16 protein-coding genes are annotated in these 20193 nt (G+C 37.8%); 8 read left to right on the top strand and 8 right to left on the bottom strand.

The features are described 5' to 3' along the window. Window positions 1-94: 94 nt before the first annotated feature. The 6 genes from AC27HL_RS08220 to AC27HL_RS08195 form a co-directional block, all read right to left on the bottom strand. Window positions 95-1390 (bottom strand): inorganic phosphate transporter, encoded by a 1296-nt coding sequence (locus AC27HL_RS08220; RefSeq protein ID WP_487080489.1) that lies wholly within the window; start codon window positions 1388-1390, stop codon window positions 95-97. Window positions 1391-1399: 9 nt separating this feature from the next. Then, on the bottom strand, window positions 1400-2080 hold the full coding sequence (locus AC27HL_RS08215; protein WP_487080488.1) for a TIGR00153 family protein: 681 nt from the start codon (window positions 2078-2080) through the stop codon (window positions 1400-1402). 203 nt (window positions 2081-2283) lie between these two features. Beyond that, window positions 2284-2988, bottom strand: coding sequence for a phosphate signaling complex protein PhoU (phoU, locus tag AC27HL_RS08210; RefSeq protein ID WP_487080487.1), 705 nt, complete (start codon window positions 2986-2988; stop codon window positions 2284-2286). A 39-nt stretch (window positions 2989-3027) separates the two neighbouring features. Continuing rightward, a complete protein-coding gene (gene pstB / locus AC27HL_RS08205; protein WP_487080486.1) occupies window positions 3028-3852 on the bottom strand; it encodes a phosphate ABC transporter ATP-binding protein PstB in 825 nt (274 codons plus the stop codon). A 126-nt stretch (window positions 3853-3978) separates the two neighbouring features. Then, window positions 3979-5616: a phosphate ABC transporter permease PstA gene (gene pstA, locus AC27HL_RS08200; RefSeq protein ID WP_487080485.1), complete on the bottom strand. Its 1638-nt coding sequence runs from the start codon at window positions 5614-5616 to the stop codon at window positions 3979-3981. A 15-nt stretch (window positions 5617-5631) separates the two neighbouring features. Continuing rightward, entirely contained in the window at window positions 5632-7758 is a 2127-nt protein-coding gene (locus AC27HL_RS08195; RefSeq protein ID WP_487080756.1) for a phosphate ABC transporter permease, read from the bottom strand. Between the two features lie 292 nt (window positions 7759-8050). Here AC27HL_RS08195 and AC27HL_RS08190 point away from each other — a divergent pair, with 292 nt between their 5' ends. Then, window positions 8051-8479 (top strand): CBS domain-containing protein, encoded by a 429-nt coding sequence (locus tag AC27HL_RS08190; protein ID WP_487080484.1) that lies wholly within the window; start codon window positions 8051-8053, stop codon window positions 8477-8479. A 2-nt stretch (window positions 8480-8481) separates the two neighbouring features. Here the strand turns inward: AC27HL_RS08190 and AC27HL_RS08185 are convergent, their stop codons facing one another. After that, a complete protein-coding gene (locus AC27HL_RS08185) occupies window positions 8482-10062 on the bottom strand; it encodes a protein adenylyltransferase SelO (protein WP_487080483.1) in 1581 nt (526 codons plus the stop codon). A gap of 186 nt (window positions 10063-10248) precedes the next feature. Here AC27HL_RS08185 and AC27HL_RS08180 point away from each other — a divergent pair, with 186 nt between their 5' ends. The 7 genes from AC27HL_RS08180 to AC27HL_RS08150 all read left to right on the top strand — a co-directional run bounded on the left by AC27HL_RS08180 (window position 10249) and on the right by AC27HL_RS08150 (window position 18892). Then, window positions 10249-10449: a hypothetical protein gene (locus AC27HL_RS08180; protein WP_487080482.1), complete on the top strand. Its 201-nt coding sequence runs from the start codon at window positions 10249-10251 to the stop codon at window positions 10447-10449. Between the two features lie 578 nt (window positions 10450-11027). Further along, window positions 11028-12323 (top strand): sensor domain-containing diguanylate cyclase, encoded by a 1296-nt coding sequence (locus tag AC27HL_RS08175; protein ID WP_487080481.1) that lies wholly within the window; start codon window positions 11028-11030, stop codon window positions 12321-12323. 185 nt (window positions 12324-12508) lie between these two features. Continuing rightward, window positions 12509-14182: an energy-dependent translational throttle protein EttA gene (gene ettA / locus AC27HL_RS08170; protein WP_487080480.1), complete on the top strand. Its 1674-nt coding sequence runs from the start codon at window positions 12509-12511 to the stop codon at window positions 14180-14182. Between the two features lie 119 nt (window positions 14183-14301). Further along, window positions 14302-14667 carry a PilZ domain-containing protein gene (locus tag AC27HL_RS08165; protein WP_487080479.1) on the top strand — a complete coding sequence of 122 codons (366 nt, stop codon included), beginning with the start codon at window positions 14302-14304 and terminating at the stop codon, window positions 14665-14667. Window positions 14668-14702: 35 nt separating this feature from the next. Continuing rightward, the gene (locus tag AC27HL_RS08160; protein ID WP_487080478.1) at window positions 14703-15200 is read left to right on the top strand and encodes a glycine cleavage system transcriptional repressor; all 498 of its coding nucleotides are present in this window, start codon (window positions 14703-14705) and stop codon (window positions 15198-15200) included. A gap of 97 nt (window positions 15201-15297) precedes the next feature. After that, window positions 15298-17367 carry a polyphosphate kinase 1 gene (ppk1, locus tag AC27HL_RS08155; protein ID WP_487080477.1) on the top strand — a complete coding sequence of 690 codons (2070 nt, stop codon included), beginning with the start codon at window positions 15298-15300 and terminating at the stop codon, window positions 17365-17367. A 1-nt stretch (window position 17368) separates the two neighbouring features. Further along, complete coding sequence (locus tag AC27HL_RS08150; protein WP_487080476.1) at window positions 17369-18892, top strand: Ppx/GppA phosphatase family protein; 1524 nt, start codon at window positions 17369-17371, stop codon at window positions 18890-18892. Window positions 18893-19095: 203 nt separating this feature from the next. On the opposite strand, the gene AC27HL_RS08145 is transcribed toward AC27HL_RS08150, so the two are convergent. Continuing rightward, the gene (locus AC27HL_RS08145) at window positions 19096-20061 is read right to left on the bottom strand and encodes a PstS family phosphate ABC transporter substrate-binding protein (protein WP_487080475.1); all 966 of its coding nucleotides are present in this window, start codon (window positions 20059-20061) and stop codon (window positions 19096-19098) included. Window positions 20062-20193 lie beyond the last annotated feature (132 nt).

The raw sequence follows: 20193 nt of genomic DNA, 5'->3' as shown, positions 1-20193 counted from the left end.
TGGCAAAAGTATCACAAACTTAACACAATAAAAAAGCCAGCAATTGCGCTGGCTTTTTTCAACTGTAATTAAACTTAAACAATACGTTAAATAATTAACTAAATATCGCTTTCATTATCCAGAAGAAGATAATTGAAAGGCCAGCACCAACAGGTAATGTAATTACCCAAGAGACAACAATATTACGTACTACACCTAAGTTAATTGCCGCTATACCACGAGCCATACCTACACCTAACACGGCACCTACTAATGTTTGTGTTGTTGAAATAGGTAAACCTGCGCCAGAAGCAATAACAACAGTACATGCAGCTGCTAGTTCAGCCGCAAAACCACGACTTGGCGTTAAGTGTGTAATACCTTTACCGATAGTTGCAATAACACGATGACCGAATAAAGCAAGACCGGCAACAATACCTAAACCGCCTAATGGTAAAATCCACCAAACTAAGGCTGCTTTCTTCGCAATTTCACCACCATTATCAACAATACTAACAACAGCCGCTAATGGACCAATTGCGTTTGCAACGTCGTTTGAACCATGAGCAAATGCCATACAACACGCTGTAACAATCATTAATACAGCAAATACTTTTTCTACGTTTGCATAATGAGTTGTTTTGTCTGCTTTGGTATCAAACTTAAGGCGGCTGATAAAGTACTTACCAATAATTGCCACAATTACAGCAACAATAGCGGCTAAATAGAATACGTCTGCACCTTTAAGGGCAAAATCGTAAAAGCCTAAGTTAACACTGTCTAAACCTATGTGTTTTAAACCTTTTTTGATAGTTACCAGTGACAATACAAAGCCTGCCAAAAACATATAAAAAGGTACATAGCGCTTTGCTTGTTCTAAAGGCTTATCTGTATCAAAAATCAGTTTTTGTGCGCTGTTAAAAATAACAAAGGCGATAACACCAGAAATCAATGGCGTTATAATCCAACTACCAACAATACCACCAACTTTGCCCCATGCCACTGTATCTGGGCTTACGCCAATAGCAGCGAAACCAATAATGGCACCAACAATTGAGTGTGTTGTTGATACAGGCCAGCCTAAAATAGATGCAACTAATAACCAAGTTGCCGCAGCTAATAATGCTGAAATCATACCAAAAACGAGTAATTCCGGAATATCAACAAAATATCCAGGATCAATAATACCTTTACGTATAGTTGAAGTAACTTCGCCACCGGCCAAATAAGCACCAGCAAACTCAAATACCATTGCGATAATGATTGCTTGTTTAATAGTAAGTGCTTTAGAGCCTACTGAGGTTCCCATTGCGTTAGCAACATCGTTTGCACCTATGCCCCAAGCCATAAAAAAGCCAACGGCGGCAGCGATCATGACTAACAAAGAGCCATTAGTGAGTAAAATATCCATGAAGGGGCCCTATTTTCTAGCCAAAAGAATTTCTAAACGTGCACCAACACGCTCTGCAAGATCGGCTAATTCGCCAACCCAATCAATGATTTGATATAAAAACATTACGTCAACACAATTTAGGTCTTTTTCAATGCCTAAAAGATCTTTACGTAATTTAATTTGCATACCATCTGTATCATCTTCAATTGCGTCAAGTTGGCTGATCATTTTGTTTACCAGCTCTACTTCACGACCACGAAATCCAGTTTCTAATAAGTCATCCAATTCATTAATTGCATCAGCGGCTTTTTCAGCTGCATCAACACTGCGTGCTACATAAGCAATAAATTGCTCTTGTAATGCATTAGGGATTATTAACTTACGACCATAAATGCGTCCAGCAATGTCTTTTGCACGATTCGCTATTTTGTCTTGTTGAGTTAATAATTCCAATAAATCAGCACGATCCACCGGCATAAATAAACCGCCTGGTAGCTCTAAACGAATTTGACGTTTTAAGTCATCAGCGTCACGTTCTTGTTTAGATATTTTCGTACGAATTTTTCCTGCGGTACTCCAATCTTCCTCAGTCACGGCTGCGAAGAATGGGACTAGTTGATTACAACACTTTGTTACCATTCGAATGTGTTTTTCTAATGGTTTAATTGGTGATTTTGCAAATACACCGAGTATTGAATTTCTGGCCATAATTAGTTTCCAGGAGCTTAATGCTCTTTATTGTTATTCGCGGCGGATATTAAACCATTTGAAAGTTAATTCAAATGGTTTATATCAAGATAGCCGCTGTTTATAGAATGATTAGTTATTAATACTTCACTTAAAAGTATATACGCTAATTGCTATACAGTAGGCTATTTAGCAATTAGCGTAAAGTGCTCAAGAAGTAAACATTAAGAAAGAGATTCTAGATCTTCAGGTGTGGTGTGACGTACAACTTTACCTTTAACAAAGTAGATAATGTATTCACAAATATTTTGACAACGATCGCCAATACGCTCTAAGGCACGGGCAGACCAAATAACACTCATTATCTGTGGTATAGAACGAGGGTCTTCCATCATATATGTCATTAATTGGCGCATTAGTGCTTCATACTCACGATCAACTCTATCATCACTTTTGTGAGCTTCAACGGCAGCATCAAAGTCCATACGCGTAAATGCATCTAAAGTCACTTGTAAAAATTCCAAAACATGACGCCCTAAATTATCTAAATTAGACAATAAGTCTTTATGCTTACCTGATAAACTTTCCAAAGTTACATTGGCAATTTTACCTGCCTCATCACCAATACGTTCTAAATCAGTGATGGTTTTAACTATCGCCATCACTAAACGTAAGTCACCCGCTGCGGGTTGGCGCTTAGCAATTATGCGTGTGCATTCGTCGTCGATACTCACTTCAGCATTGTTAATTTGGTAATCGTTGTTTAATACTTTCTTAGCCAGCTCTTCATCAGCATCACATACTGATGTTAATGCGTCAGTTAGTTGCTTTTCAACTAAACCACCCATGTGCATAACATGGTTAATAATACGTTCCAAATCTTCATTAAATTGGCCAGAAATATGACGACCAATATTTAAATTATCCACGGTAAAATCCTCTGTCTATCGTCAATGTTAACGGTTAAATTAACCGTAACGGCCAGTAATATAATCTTCAGTTTTCTTTTTCGTTGGGGTGGTAAATAAAGTGTTAGTGTCACTGTATTCAATTAAGTCGCCCATATACATAAAGGCTGTTTGGTCAGAAACTCGCGCTGCTTGTTGCATGTTATGCGTAACAATAACCACGGTAAACTGCTTTTTCAAATCGTTAATTAATTCTTCAATTGTTAACGTCGAAATTGGATCAAGTGCCGATGTTGGCTCATCAAGTAATAAAACTTCAGGCTCTATAGCAATAGCACGAGCAATAACTAATCGTTGTTGTTGACCACCAGAAAGGCCTAAAGCACTTTCATGTAATCGATCTTTTACTTCGTTCCAAAGTGCCGCACTACGTAATGACTTCTCAACTGCTTCATCTAAAACACGACGATCATTTTGGCCAGTAATACGTAAACCATAAACAACGTTTTCGTAAATTGATTTAGGAAATGGGTTCGGGCGTTGAAATACCATGCCTACTTTACGGCGCAGCGCTGCTACATCAGTATGCTTGTCATAAATGTTTTCACCGTGAAGGTTAATTTGCCCTTCAATTTTACAACTATCAACTAAATCATTCATACGATTAATGCAGCGCAATAAAGTTGATTTACCACAACCACTTGGACCGATAAATGCTGTTACCTGCCCTTTTGGAATCGACATTGAAATATTCTGCAATGCCTGCTTGTTACCATAATATAAATCAAGGTTCTTAATTTCTAACGCCACTTGTTCTGGCGAAAGATTGTTAAGATCGAGTTTAACATTTTGTTCTGATAAATTTTTTGGGGTAACAGAAATCATAGTGTTCTCTTTAAATCTTACTTTGTCATTGGCCAAAGAAGGCCGTTAATCTTTGTCGTTGTGCTTAATGTTTTCATTAAACACTCAATGCGAATGTTATTAATCGTTATTTATTAAGTAGCAATATTAATGCTCTAACATACGATATTTCTCACGCAGACGGTTACGTATAGATACTGCCGTCATATTCAGTGCCACAATAATAGTCACTAACAATAACGCCGTGGCATAAACTAATGGCCGAGCCGCTTCAACATTCGGACTTTGGAAACCAACATCATAAATATGGAAACCTAAGTGCATAAACTTACGGTCTAAATGTAAGAACGGGAAGTTACCATCAAGGGGTAAATTAGGTGCCATTTTCACCACACCAACCAACATTAGCGGTGCAACTTCACCGGCAGCACGCGCTATCGCTAAAATAATTCCGGTCATAATTGCAGGGCTTGCAATCGGCAAAATAATACGCCATAAGGTTTCTGCTTTTGTTGCTCCTAAGGCTAAGCTGCCATGGCGCATTGCCGAAGGAATGCGTGATAAGCCTTCTTCCGTGGAAACAATAACAACCGGTAAAGTTAAAATAGCTAAGGTTATTGCTGACCACATAACACCCGGCGTACCAAAAGTTGGGCTAGGCAAGGTTTCGGCATAAAACAATTGGTCTAAACTGCCACCAACCATGTAAACAAAAAAACCTAAACCAAAAACACCGTAAACAATAGACGGTACACCCGCCAAGTTAATCACAGCAATGCGAAGTAGCTTGGTTAATGCATTGTTACCTGCGTATTCATGTAAGTAAATTGCGGCAACAACACCTAATGGCGAAACAATTACCGTCATTAGCAAAACCATCAACACAGTACCAAATATCGCTGGAAATACGCCACCTTCGGTATTTGCTTCACGTGGGTCATCAACAATAAATGCGGCTATTTGACCGAAAAACATTTGAATTTTGCCAAATACGTTCAGCTTATTGTTAAAGCTAATTTTCAGTACATTCTCAAAATTTATGGTAACTTTTTGTCCGTCCATTGCACGCATAACGATCTGATCGCGTGAGATTTTCTCGCGCAGCCCCATCAATGCTTGTTCAAGCACGTCATACTCGGCACGTAAGCCCGCTACTTTATTTTTGAATGCTAATTGCAATTCAGGTGTTAGTGTTTCATCTAACTTATGTTTACGTTCTTTTAAGCGTGTACGTTCAATTTGATAGTTAATGGCACCAATATCAACTTTTTGTAACTCTTCAATTTGTTCTTGAAATTCGCTAACACGGTTAACTAATTCTGGCATTTTTTCAATACCAACCGACTTGCCGTCAAGAATAATATCTTCAACAAAACCGTAAAAGTTGCCGTTGGTACGACGTTCAATCACAACCACATCTTCAGGTTGTGTTTGTTCTTTCACTTGCGGTACCAATATCCAACGAAAGTCTAAGCTAACAAGTTCACGGTTGCCGGTTTTAATCAACAAGCGTTCAATTGAATCTTTTGCGGGATCCAAATCAAGATTTAAGTGTGCTAACTGAGATGTTGGAATACTTTCACGGTCATAAATTTCACCAATAACCGTAATGTTTTTGCCATACTCATCAACCATATCAAATTGATGTATTTGCGACGGCCAAAAATAACTTAAGCCGCGTGATGCAATTAGCCATAGTAAGCCCAACACAGAAATTAGACTGATACTTACGCCACCTGCTGACAACCAAACCCAAGGAGAGCCAGATTTAAACCAATTATTCATGCTACTGTCCCTTCTTTACAACGAGCTATACTTTTCACGCAAACGCTGACGTACAAACTCAGCAAGCGTGTTAAATACAAAAGTGAATACAAATAAAACAAATGCCGCGAGGAATAAAATTCGATAATGCGAACTTCCCACTTCTGATTCTGGCATTTCTACCGCAATGTTAGCCGCTAACGTTCTCATACCTTGGAAAATACTCCAATCAAGTATCGGCGTATTACCTGTTGCCATTAATACAATCATGGTTTCACCAACTGCGCGACCTAAGCCCATCATCACCGCAGAGAAAATACCTGGGCTTGCCGTTAATAGAACAACTTTAATTAAGGTTTGCCATTGTGTTGCACCTAATGCCAACGAACCGCTGGTTAAATGTTTCGGGACACTAAAGATTGCATCTTCTGCCATTGAGAAAATAGTTGGAATAACAGCAAAGCCCATAGCGATACCAACAACAAGTGCATTTCGTTGGTCAAAGTTAATCCCTAAATCATTGGTAATAAACTGTCGAACATCACCACCAAACATATGCACTTCAAGCACAGGTGATAAAGCAAATGCAGCATATGCCGCCAAAGCAATAGCAGGAATTAAAATAATTGGCGCCCATGTTTCTGGTATTTTGGCTTTGTATTCGCGTGATAACTTATGCCATGCATATGCCGTAATAAATACAGATGTTGGAATAAATATCAGCAGTAAGAACATGGCTGGCAAATAAATTTCAATAATAGGTGCTAACCAAAGGCCTGCTAAAAAGCCAAGAATTACCGTTGGTAATGCTTCCATGATTTCAATAGTCGGCTTTACTTTTTTACGTAGTCCAGGCGTCATAAAGTAGGCAGTATAAATTGCCGCAGTTAAGGCAATGGGTACCGCAAAAATCATCGCATACATTGCGGCTTTAATGGTACCGAATGAAATAGGTACTAAAGAAAATTTAGCTTCAAAGTCATCCGAACCAGACGTTGACTGCCAAATATACTCAGGCTCAGGATAACCTTCGTACCAAACTTCTTGCCATAATGCTCGCCAAGTCACTTCGGGATGTTCGTTTTCAACGGTAAATATTGATAACTCTTGCTCTGAAAATATTACTAGACCGTCTGCACGGGGTGCAATGGCGAATGCTTGTGCATTGCCATCATGTAGTTGTCCGCGCCACAAATCAGCTTCACTAGTAGTATAAAATATGCCCATTTCACCAGATGGCGTTTCGGTGTAAAAGCTTTTACGAAATTGCTCTGTGTAAATTGCCGTTACCGGTTCATTGTCACTAACCTTATAGCTACGTACTTGTTTAAACTCGCGCCCTTGCTCAGTTGCCACTTCAAACCACTGACTTACCTCACCATTGTCATCCCCTAACAATATTGAGCTGCCTCCTGACAATAGCGCCATTGACGTAATGTGATTAGGTGTTGCTCTACTTTGTGCAAGTTGTGGAATAATTGTCGCTTTTAGTTCACTTTCTTCATCAAGCGAGTAAACCGCAACTTGGTCACCTTCACGAACAAACACCATGGCTAAATCAGGTGTTACTAATATGTCGTCAACCTGCGTCGCAGTATAATTAATTTCTTCATATTCAGCTTCAAACTCAGTGTCGAAGCTAAAGTCGTCTTCGGCAATTAAACTAGTTTTAACTAAGCGATTGTCTTGTGTAAAGCCTACAAATATTGCCTTTTCATCATCCATAGCAAATGATAATTTTTTTAACGCGGCGTTATTTTCATCAACTGGTAAATATTCTTCACCCAGAGGGTAGTTCACGGTAGGAATAATTTCCCGCTCACCACTGTCAAAATTAGAGGTGAATTTTGGTGCGATTAGCTGCACGTTACCGGCACTATCAAGCAATAACTTTTGGTCTTGACCAACATTAATAAGCTGCTTTAAATGCTCTCCGCCAGCAACGAGTTGCTGGCTATGAATTTTAGTTCCGGCTTTATGACGCGCACTATCAACTAATTGATAAAAGTTAATAGTGCCCTGCTCTGTAATGCTATAAGCAACTTCTTTTAACTCATCAACCCCAGTTGATAAGACTTTACTAGACTCAGTAATAGCAAACTGAGCATGGCGCTCAACTTTTGCTGATTCAAATATAGGTTTAATCACGTACAGTAAGTACATGAAAATCAACACTAAGGTAAACAATACGCTAATACCGCCTAGTGTAATTACCCATCTTGCTAATGAGTTCTTCACTTTACGGTAGTTTGCTGACTTGGAAGCAATGGCCACTTAAAAATACCTTCAACTATGATAATTTTTACAACTGCGGCAATTATAAGACAGTTATGTGACACTTTTGTGACAAGCAAAATTTATCTCCCATTTAAGTTATCAAGCGCTAAATATTGCTGAAATTTCATGGTTATAATATGATTTGCTTTGTGTTTGTATAATTGTAAAGGATAGAAAAATGGCAGTTAGTCAAATTATGCGTCGTAATTTAATTACGCTAGACATGGACGACACCTTAGCTGACGCCAAAGGGTTATTTGAACACCATGATATGCATCACATTTTAATAACTGACAACGGCAAATTAACCGGTGTTATGACCGATGGTGACTTGCTTCAACACCTTAGCCCAACCATAGGTACACGAAAAGAAACACCACAAGATGGTTTTATTCTCAATAAAAAAGTGCACTTAATAATGAGCAGAGATGTTATTAAAGCCAGTGCTGATATCACCTTAAATGAAGCTGTGCTAATTTTTTATGACCATCAAATATCTTGCATACCTGTGGTTGATGAAGACAATCGACCTGTTGGTATTATTACATGGCGTGACATTATTAAAGTGATAGCGGTGCAATATCGTAAAAAAACACAAGCAGAATAAGATTACGAACTACATGACAGCATAGAGCAACCTGCTTTGTTTTTTGCCCAGCTAGGTCTTTTTTGCGCAAATACCTCATACTCAGGTTGTTCGTCATAAGGTTTTTTTAACAGATTTTGTAACGTCTCAATCATTGAATAGTCACCTTGTTCAGCTAGTTCAATCGCCTGTTGAGCCAAATAGTTTCGCAAAACAAATTTAGGGTTAACCGTATTCATTGCACGGGTAATTTCTTCCCGTGATTGAGAATTTTTATTTCGCTGCTCAGTATAATTTTTTAGCCATAGTTTCAATTGCTTTTGGTAGTCATCATTAACTTGCTCTTCATTGTAAAAACAAGGTTGCAAATGTGCTAACCATTCTGATGATTGATCAGGCAAAGACGCAAGTTTGCGATAGAAAATGGTCATGTCTGTTTCAACTAGCATTAAAACATCTTCAAGTGTTACCAACAGATCTAGCTGCTCTTCTGTCAACAGCTCAGATGTATAGGCAAGCCCTAACTTCTTTGCCATCATAGACTGCCAACCGACATGGTAGTTTTTCGCAAACTTATTAAGTGCTTGTTGCAACGGCTCAGGGTCAGAAATTAATGGAAAAATCGCATTTGCCAATTGAAATAAATTCCATTGCGCAATCTCCGCTTGCGCCCCAAAACGATAGCGTTTACCTTGCGCATCTGTAGTATTGGGCGTCCAATTCAAATCAAAGTCATCAATCCAACCATAAGGACCATAATCTATAGTTTCGCCAATAATCGACATATTGTCGGTATTCATGACACCGTGAACAAAACCAACTCGCATCCAATCAATAATTAACTGACAAGTTCGCTGGCATATTTCCTCAAACCAACGTAAATATACCTCTTTACAGGGAGTACCTAAATGAGGAAAGTCCCGAGCAATAGCATAATCTGCTAATTGTTTAAGTAGCGTATTATCCTTTCGAGATGCGGGTAATTGAAAACTGCCAAAACGTAAAAATGATGAAGATACTCGACATACAACGGCGCCTAGTTCCGCTTTGGCATTACCGTCATAAAACATATCACGAACAACTTTATCTCCAGTAAGTGACAAACTTAACGCTCTAGTCGTAGCAATACCTAAATGAAACATGGCCTCAGAGCAAAGAAATTCACGAATTGAAGAGCGCAAAACTGCCAAGCCGTCAGCAGTGCGAGAATAAGGTGTTGGTCCTGCGCCTTTTAATTGCAGGGTTTTATGGCCATATTGAGCCGTATTAATTTCCGCAAGATTTATAGCACGACCATCACCTAACTGCCCTGCCCAATGACCAAACTGATGCCCTCCATAGCACATAGCAAACGGCTTCATTCCCTCAACCACACCATTGCCTGAAACCAAATGTAAAAAATCTTTAGACACCACTTGCTCTGTTGTTAGGCCAATTTGTTCTGCCACACTATCGCTATAAGCTAATAATTGAGGAGCACTCGTTTTTCTAGGCTGAACGAAAGAATATGCGCTATTAACTTGTCGCGGATAGTTGTCAGCCACCTCATCAGCCAAAAATTGAGCAGTAAATTGATTATCTAAGGTAAATTTTAAGTTATGCAAATGATGTTCACTATTAGCCGAGAATTCCCTATAGTATCTGTTGGCAAGCTACTAATTTCAACCACAATGACCTATTTGCAAACTGAATAAAAAAATGCAAAAACAATCTGCACTATTGCATTTAAAGCTAAATTTGGCACTATCTTAGCAAAGGACGAAAGCCTAGCGATATTAAATGGAAAGAATATGGAACGATTATTACTCGCCTCATTAAAATTAGCCAATGAAGTAAAACTAAAGAATCCCGAAATATTCAATGAATTAGAACAAAGTCCACAAGCTTGTTTCGCATTAATAACTGAATTGCAAAGCAGAGTTACAGGTTATGAACTAAATGACTATGTAAAAGCAATGACACACGCAATTAAAAATCATCTCAATGAGTAATACCGAAATAGCAATAACTAAATTTTATCTAGAGTATGTTGAACTTTCCGGTCTAAATAGCCTTTAAACGAATCCAAGGGAAGAGGTTTATTTAGCCTTTTTACCGCGTAATCATCTTTTGATGTGCGACTGCATGGATACAGAAATTAAAATAACTTAAGAGACAAAATCGAGAAAAAACACATAGCAAAGACTCCGCCTTATATAAGCTAAATAGACTGTGCAAAAGCATATACTAAAAATCTACACGTCCTAGTCACCTGCAACTTACCATTTAAGAAACATACTGTTCATTGTCAAATGCTACGCATTTAATTAAAATTATTACGGCTTAAATTCAAGGCACTAGCAATTAATCTCATTACTTAAGTCGATAATTTTTTTCAGAGCTTAACGCACCTAAACAATATTATTATTTGCATTTATAAATTAATCCGCGGATATTAATAAACTATAATGAAATGTGATTAATTATTATTTCGTTATAGTTATCAGTGATTGTTATGGGTGCCAGTAAATAACTTAACCAACACTTAAGTAATCGTGAATATGGCAAGTAACAATGATTGGATGTGAACATGAAAAATAAAAAAAGCCACGATGTGTCGGCATTGTTACTGCAAGTTAAAACAATGTCTGAGCTGTTAAATAACATTAATGCATATGTATTCACCAAAGACTTAAATGGTAGGTATGTCTATGTAAATTCCGATGTAGCAGAATTATTTCAAACTTCTATCGAGGATATTATTGGCAAAGATGATAGCCACTTTTTTGATCTTGACGTTTCTGATGAATTACGTCAAAACGATCTTAAAGTTATAAACGATAAGACCATAGTTGCGTCTGAAGAAAACAACCTAGTTAAATCAACAGGTAAAGTTCATACCTATAAAATCATTAAAAAGCCTTTGTTTGATGAAAATGGAGACGTCATAGGCTTATGTGGCATATCTACCGACATCACCAAGCAGAAAACATTAGAAGCTGAAAATAAAGAACAAAAACACTTGCTTGACGTTATTCTTAATAATGTTGATGCCTACATATATATGAAAGATGATAATCGGCACTTTCGCTATGTGAACAGTCGTGTTGCAGAACTCTTTGGTTTAGCTGCTGATGAAATTATTGGTAAACGCGATACAGATGTTATACCGCAAGAATTTGCTGAGCACTTTTGGCAAACCGATAAATTAGTATTTGAAAACAATGATAAAGTTGTTATTAACGAAACATCACTTGGTGCCGACAATGAACTCCACCATTACCTGAGTATTAAAGTGCCATGCGACTTTAAAGAGGGTAGTAAAACTTTAATCGGTTTTTCCACAGACGTTACCGAATTATATCAATTAAAAGAGAAGTTTAAGTTACTTGCCAATACAGATGAGCTAACCGGGCTGTATAATCGCCGATATTTTTTTGACAACGCCAAACGTGAATTTAATCGTGCGCTTAGGCATCAACAAGCGTTAGCAGTAATTTCAATAGACGTGGATCACTTTAAAGCAATCAATGACCAGTACGGTCACCCTATTGGTGATCAGGTATTAGTTAAAATGGCGCAACTAATTACGCCAACCATTCGCTCAGAGGACATTTTCGCTCGCATTGGTGGCGAGGAATTCTCAATATTATTACCAGATACCAGCAAAACCAAATGTCTGAAAGCGGCAGAAAGATTACGAGACTTATTAGACACTACCCCAATAGTACTAGGGAATAATGTTCAATTGGAGATAAAAGTCAGTGTCGGCGTATCAATCATTAAATCTTCCGACACATGCTTTCAAGATCTCTACTCTCGCTCTGATATTGCTTTATATAAAGCTAAATCTATCGGTAGAAACCAAGTTTACATTATTGAATAACATGCAAAACAAGTCTATTAGCCGTAAAGATTTTAGGAAAAGTAACATTACTTTATTGGCTAATAGCAAGCTTACTCACTAACGGCTAATTTAGCGGCTAGCTTTAAAAGCTGTTTGCTTATCAGACCAAATTTAACCTAAAATATTGCCAATTATTATTTTTCTTAAAACAAAAAGGTTCCCACATGGCTTTGCCTGACAAGTTTATTTTCTCAATGAACCGCGTTTCTAAGGTAGTTCCACCTAAACGCACAATTTTAAAAGACATTTCTTTATCTTTTTTCCCTGGCGCTAAAATTGGTGTTTTAGGTTTAAATGGCGCTGGTAAGTCGACATTGCTCCGTATAATGGCGGGAGTTGATACTGAATTTGAAGGCGAAGCAAAAGCACTTGCCGGAACAAATATCGGTTACTTGCCACAAGAGCCGGTACTTGATGAAGAAAAAACCGTACGTGAAATTGTTGAAGAAGCAGTATCTGAAGTAAAAAACGCCATGGCGCGTTTAGACCAAGTATATGCTGAATACGCAGAGCCAGATGCCGACTTTGATGCTTTAGCAAAAGAGCAAGGTCAGTTAGAAGATATTATTAACAGCCAAGACGGTCACAATATCGAAAACGTACTTGAACGCGCGGCCGATGCCTTACGTTTACCTGCATGGGAGCAAAAAATTGCCATTTTAAGTGGTGGTGAACGTCGTCGTGTCGCGCTATGTCGATTGTTACTACAAAAACCTGACATGTTGTTACTTGACGAACCTACCAACCATTTAGATGCGGAATCTGTTGCTTGGTTAGAACGTTTCTTGCATGACTATTCAGGCACTGTTGTGGCTATTACCCATGATAGATACTTCTTAGACAATGTTGCTGGTTGGATCCTTGAACTTGACCGTGGTCACGGTATTCCTTGGGAAGGTAATTACTCTTCATGGCTTGAGCAAAAAGATGCCCGTTTAGCGCAAGAACAAAAGTCTGAAAATGCTTTACAAAAAACTATAAAGCAAGAGTTAGAGTGGGTTCGTTCCAACCCGAAAGGTCGTCAAGCAAAAAGTAAGGCCCGTATGGCACGCTTTGAAGAGCTAAATAACCAAGACCATCAAAAACGAAATGAAACTAACGAATTATACATTCCACCTGGGCCGCGCTTAGGTGACAAAGTACTTGAAGTTAATAACTTAACTAAGTCGTTTGGTGATCGTGTACTTATTGATAACTTAAGTTTTAGCGTCCCTAAAGGTGCTATTGTCGGCATAATCGGTGCCAACGGTGCAGGTAAATCAACATTATTTAAAATGTTATCGGGTGCTGAAACACCTAACAGCGGCAGTGTTGAATTAGGTGACACAGTAAAACTGGCCAGCGTTGACCAATTCCGCGACGATATGGACGACAGCAAAACGGTTTACCAGGAAATATCGGAAGATTTAGATATTTTAGAAATTGGCAGCTACCAAATTCCAAGTCGTGCCTACTGTAGCCGTTTCAACTTTAAAGGTAACGATCAACAAAAATTCATTGGTGATTTATCTGGCGGTGAACGTAACCGTGTCCACCTGGCAAAACTGGTGAAAACAGGCGGTAACTTATTACTTCTGGATGAACCAACCAATGACCTAGACGTTGAAACATTACGTGCACTTGAAGAAGCGCTATTAGAGTTCCCTGGTTGTGCCATGGTTATTTCCCATGACCGTTGGTTCCTTGATCGTATCGCAACACATATTTTAGATTACCGCGATGAAGGGCAAGTAAACTTCTTCGAAGGTAACTACACCGAATATGAAGAATGGTTGAAAAAAACCTTAGGGGCAGAGGCAACTCAACCACATAGAATCAAGTACAAGAAAATCGGTTAATTAAATCGTTAACTATTTAGTAAATAACAAAATAAAGGCACCTTATTAATATTAATTAGGGTGCCTTTTTTTTAAAATCAAGCTATGCTGATTAAATGACCTAATTAAGTTTAATCGCAATGCAAAATAGACGTCAATTTACTCGAGTTCTTTTTTCCATGAAAGCAACGCTGGAAATGGAAGAGCATCAGTTTGATGTAAAAATCCACGATATTTCCCTAAATGGCGCATTAATTTATTTTGATTCATGTGGCCACATTCTTACTCGGCAACTCGGCTTACTGACCTTTAAATTAGCCGATAGTGACGCAGTGATTACCATGAACATCGCAGTTGTCCATCAAGAAGGCAACGAAGTTGGTGTGCAGTGTAACGGTATTGACATCGACAGCATTAGCCTATTACGTCGATTAGTCGAACTTAATTTAGGTGATGATGAGCAACTTCATAAAGAACTTTCTCAGTTATCTCGTATTTCAGGTTAAAGCACTTAATTATCTATTTTCTCAAAGGACATGTTATGAATTATCTTATTATCTCATTTATCTCACAAGATCGCCCAGGTATCGTTGAAACACTTTCCGATGTTATCAATCAACATCAAGGCAATTGGCAAAAATCTAGCTTACATCATATGTCTGGCGTTTTTGCTGGCGTGATAGAAATCGCCTGTCCCAATCAACAATTAGCAGCATTATCTGAGCAACTTTCAACACTTGCTGGCTTTAAAATGCAGATAGAACAAGTAAATCAAGTTGATAGCAAGCCTGAAACTCAATTTATTCTTGAGTTAACCGCTAACGATAGAGCAGGCATAGTGCAAGAAATTTCTTCTGTTATCCATCAGCATAAAGGTAATTTATTAAAATTAGTTAGTACCAAAGAAACCGCTCCACATGCAGGACACGAATTATTTAAGGCAAAAGCTTCTGTCGCCGTAAACAGTATAGATATCGACAATATGATTGACGCCTTAGAAAACTTAGCTGATGACTTAATGGTTGATATATCGCGTTAACAAGCAATAGTAAGTTACCGTTTAACATAAAACGGTAACTTACTTTTTATATCATTGTTTTATTTAATAATAACAGCATTAAATAAACGGTTCCCTTATGTTTTTTGATAAAGAGTTAAGCTGGCTATCTTTCAATGAACGGGTTTTGCAAGAAGCCAATGATAATACAGTTCCCCTTATAGAGCGCATTCGATTTTTAGGCATATATTCTGCAAATCTCGATGAGTTTTTTCGAGTTCGTGTCGCTAATATACGCCGCCAAGCACTTCTTGAAAGCGCACAAGAAAGCAGCAAATCCCATCGGCGGGAACTACACCAAAAAATAATAGAGAAAGTAAAATCGCTAACACTGCAATTTGAAAGCATTTCTGCGCAGTGCTTTGCGCAGTTACAACAAGAAGGCATTCAGCTACTCTTCAATAACACTGAAGACATGGCCTTTGAAAAATCATTAAGCACTGTACAACTAAGTTGGTTAGAGCAGTATTTCGACAACCGTATTATCCGTCACATTACTCCTATCATCATTCATTCAAAAACCCAACTCGCCAGCTGTATTGATGATGATGCTATATACTTCTTAGTGGCCTTAAAACAAGAAAACTCCAAACAATACGCTTTAGTTGAAATTCCACGTGATGACACGCCTAGGTTCATTCAATTACCTGTTGAAAATATCAATAACAAACAAACAATTGTGTTACTTGATGATGTGGTTTACCTATATATCAATAAGCTTTTTTCTGGCGTATTTGACTACATCAACCTTGAAGCATATTCATTTAAATTAACCCGAGACGCCGAATACAACTTAACCGATGACTTGGATGAAAGCCTACTCGACCAAATGTCTAAAGGCTTAAAACAACGCCTTAAAGCTGATCTTGTTCGACTGGTTTATGATCAAGAAATGCCAAAGTATATGATCAATTTTTTATCAAAATCGTTAAAGGTTAAAGAGCTTAATAACTTAGTACCGGGCGTTAGGTATCGAAATTTCAAAGATTTTATTCAATTTCCAAACTTGGCCTCCACGCACTTAGAAAACCCTGAAATTAAAGCATTAGACTCAAAAGTATTTTTAGCAAAACCCTCTATTTTCGCTGCGATTAGCGAGCAAGATATTCTCTTATACTACCCTTATTATAAGTTTCGTCATTTTACTGAATTCATCCGGCAAGCATCCTATGATCCTCTAGTACGACAAATTAAGATCAACATCTATCGTGTCGCTAAAAATTCAAGAATTATCAATGCCCTAATTGAAGCAGTAAAAAATGGTAAAAAAGTGACTGTTGTCGTGGAATTACGAGCCCGTTTTGACGAACAAGCCAATATTGAGTGGGCTAAATTAATGAAAGACGCCGGTATTAATGTTGAATTTGGCATTGAAACTTTAAAAATTCATTCCAAACTCTGCTTAATCACCCGCTTAGAACAAGAAAAGATTGTTCGTTACGCTCATATAGGTACTGGCAATTTTCATGAAAATAACGCAAGGATATATACCGACTTTGCCTTATTTACTAAGCATCGAGAAATTTGCCAAGAGGTTGATAATGTTTTTTCATTTATCTCTCATAGCTACAAACGCTTTCGTTTCAATCACTTAATAGTGTCACCACTAACATCTAGACGTCGGTTTTACCAACTTATCGATAATGAAATTCAATTTGCTCAGCAGCATGAAAAAGCCAAAATCACGTTAAAATTAAATAACTTAGTCGATATCGGCTTGATCAATAAACTTTATAGTGCAAGTAATGCTGGTGTTGAAATTCAATTACTGATCCGCGGTATGTGCTCTTTAGTTCCAGGACAAGCAAATTTAAGTGAAAACATACATGTTATCTCTATTGTCGACTTATACTTAGAGCACCCAAGAGTCATGATTTTCAATAATCAAAATGAGCCTCTAGTGTTTATATCCTCCGGTGATTGGATGGAAAGAAACATAGATCACCGCGTTGAGGTTGCCTGTCCAATATACGATCAAACATTAAAAACACGCATTATAGATATAATCCACTTACAGCTATCTGATAATACTAAAGCTAGAATTATAAATGAAAGTCAAAATAATCAATATGTTAACCAAGGGAGAAAACATGCAGTTCGTTCACAAACCGCTATTTATGACTACTTAAAAGCGATAGAGACGAAATAAGATGATGAGCAAATCAAAGCCAGTAGTTCAAACAAATAACGTTTCCTACTTTGCTGCGCTTGATATTGGCTCAAATAGCTTTCATTTTGTATTGGCACGACAAGTTGCAGAGCATGTACAAATTTTACACAGCGAGAAGTACAAAGTTAAGCTAGCCAGTGGCTTAAATAAAGATAACTTTCTGGATAATCAAGCAATTATGCGTGGTATTGCAACATTATCTAGCCTATGTAGCTCTACATCCCAGCTGGCAGAGAGTAATTTTAGGGCGGTAGCAACCTTCACACTCAGACAAGCAAAAAATGCCGATGAATTCCTCAAAGTGGCTAAACAAGTATTTCCATTTGATATTGAGGTTATATCTGGCCATGAGGAAGCTAGGTTAATTTACCAAGGAGTAAGTGCTTATAGTGCCTCGGCCAAACAACGACTCGTTATTGATATTGGCGGGGGCAGTACTGAATGTATTATTGGTCAGCAAAAAACTATTCGTACACTAGCAAGTTTAGAGTTTGGCTGTGTAAGTTACGCAAAGAAATTTTTTAATATTAATTATATAGAAAAACAACAATTTAACGCCGCGATTACCAACGCCAAAGCAGAGCTTAGTAGTATAAGCAAACGTTACAAAAATTATGGCTGGCAAGAAGCCGTTGGCACCTCTGGGACTATTAAAGCTATCTATAATATTGTTAATCAAACACACCATATTAAACAAGCAATTAACCTGTCTCAGCTTTATCAGCTACAAGCACAACTCTTGTCATTTAACAATGTCACTGAGATACAACTCAATGGCCTAAAAAATAGCCGACAAGAAGTTATATGCTCGGGTGTTGCTATACTTATTGCCTTAATGGAATCTTTAAACATTAAAACAATTGATTATTGTAAATATGCCTTACGTGAAGGCGTATTATTTGAGCAATTACAAAGCATTGGCCATGACAATACTCGTCAACGTACAATTCGAAGCTTAATTACTCGATTTAATATCGACCTAAGTCAGCTAACGTTAATCGAAACTATCGCCAATCATATCTATATTGAAGTAAGTAAAGCGTGGCAATTTAACAAAATAATTTATCAAGAATTATTACTTGCTGCGGTTAAACTTCATGAAGTGGGTTATGACATTAGTTCAACAGCATACCATAAGCACGGCGAATACATTTTACAACATGCTGATTTAGCTGGATTTAACCAAGAACAGCAACAAGCACTTGCCTGGCTAGTGGGCAACCAACGAAAAAATATCGCTACTCTCAGTAAAACACAATGGCACACCTTAAAGCCAAAACTATTAGTAAAGTTATTAACGATATTGCGCTTGAGTATAATCATTGGTCAACAAAGAACAATTACGAGCGAATGCCTACCTGATATTAGGCTAGATAAACAAACACTAAACTTAGTTTTTAACTTGCAGTGGCTGTCAGATCGCCCTTTGATAGATAATGCATTAGTTAATGAGCAAGGCACCCTAGCTAAACACGACGTCGACATTAAAATTAGCTATCGATAAGCGGCCTATTTTCTGCGAAAAAGATTAAATCAAGATAGATATCTAACTCATGGTTCTATGCGTGCACCCGCGTTATTGCCAACATGGACGCAGGTACTTAGTTTTTGTCGGGAACATAAAAACTGACCGTACATCCTGAACGTAAAAGCCCGTGTTTATGACTAAACACGGGCTTATCAGTTGCTGCTATTTGTCGTTAATACTTATAAAGACAAACCTAACTTTTTGTATTCTTTGGCGACAACTGATGCCGGTAATGGAATATAACCATCTTTTTCAACAATCTTTTGACCAGACTTTGACAGCACCATTTTCAAAAACTCTGCATCCATAGGCGCTAGTGGCTTATTCGGGTGCTTGTTTACATAAACATATAAGAAACGTGAAAGCGGGTATTTTTTAGAAACAGCGTTTTCCATAGTTGCTTCAACAAAGTTATTACCTTTTTTGGCAAGTGGTAAGGCACGAACACCTGATGTTTTATAACCTATACCAGAATAACCAATGCCATTTAAAGAGGCAGATATTGATTGCACAACCGATGCAGAGCCTGGCTGTTCATTTACGTTATTTTTAAAATCACCTTTACACAGTGCTTTCTTTTTAAAATAGCCATAAGTACCTGATACTGAGTTACGACCATATAATTGCACATCTTTACCTGTCCACTCACCAGTTAAACCTAAGTCACCCCAGCGGTCTACGTCTTTATCTGCACCACATTTGCGGTTATTTGAAAATATTGCATCAACTTGGTCGATACGTAAGCCTTTTATAGGATTATCTTTATGAACAAAAACAGCTAAGGCATCAATGGCAACGCGAACAGCCGTAGGCTTATAGCCGTAGCGCTTTTCAAATGCTTCAATTTCACGAGACTTCATTTTACGACTCATTGGCCCTAAATTAGATGTTGCCTCAGTTAATGCCGGTGGCGCAGTAGAAGAACCTGCCGCTTGAATTTGCACATTCACATTTGGGTAAGTTCGCTTAAACTCTTCTGCCCAAAATGTCATCATATTCGCTAAAGTGTCAGAACCTACCGAAGATAAGTTACCTGAGACTCCGCTCACTTTTTTATAGCTTGGTAAATTTTGATCTATTGCTAAGGCGCTAAAGCTCATAGAACTTGTTAAACCAATAACACTTAAAACACGTTTTAAACTCATGTTGCTCTCCGATGAGAATCTTAATTAATTTGTGAACACTATATGATTCGAATATGACAATAATAAGTAAACTTTGTGACACTTATATTACAACAGTCATATTTTCGTCATTATTTTCTCACAACAAAAAAG

The sequence above is a fragment of the Colwellia aquaemaris genome, from assembly GCF_057548755.1.
This window is presented reverse-complemented; position numbering and strand designations above follow the sequence as displayed.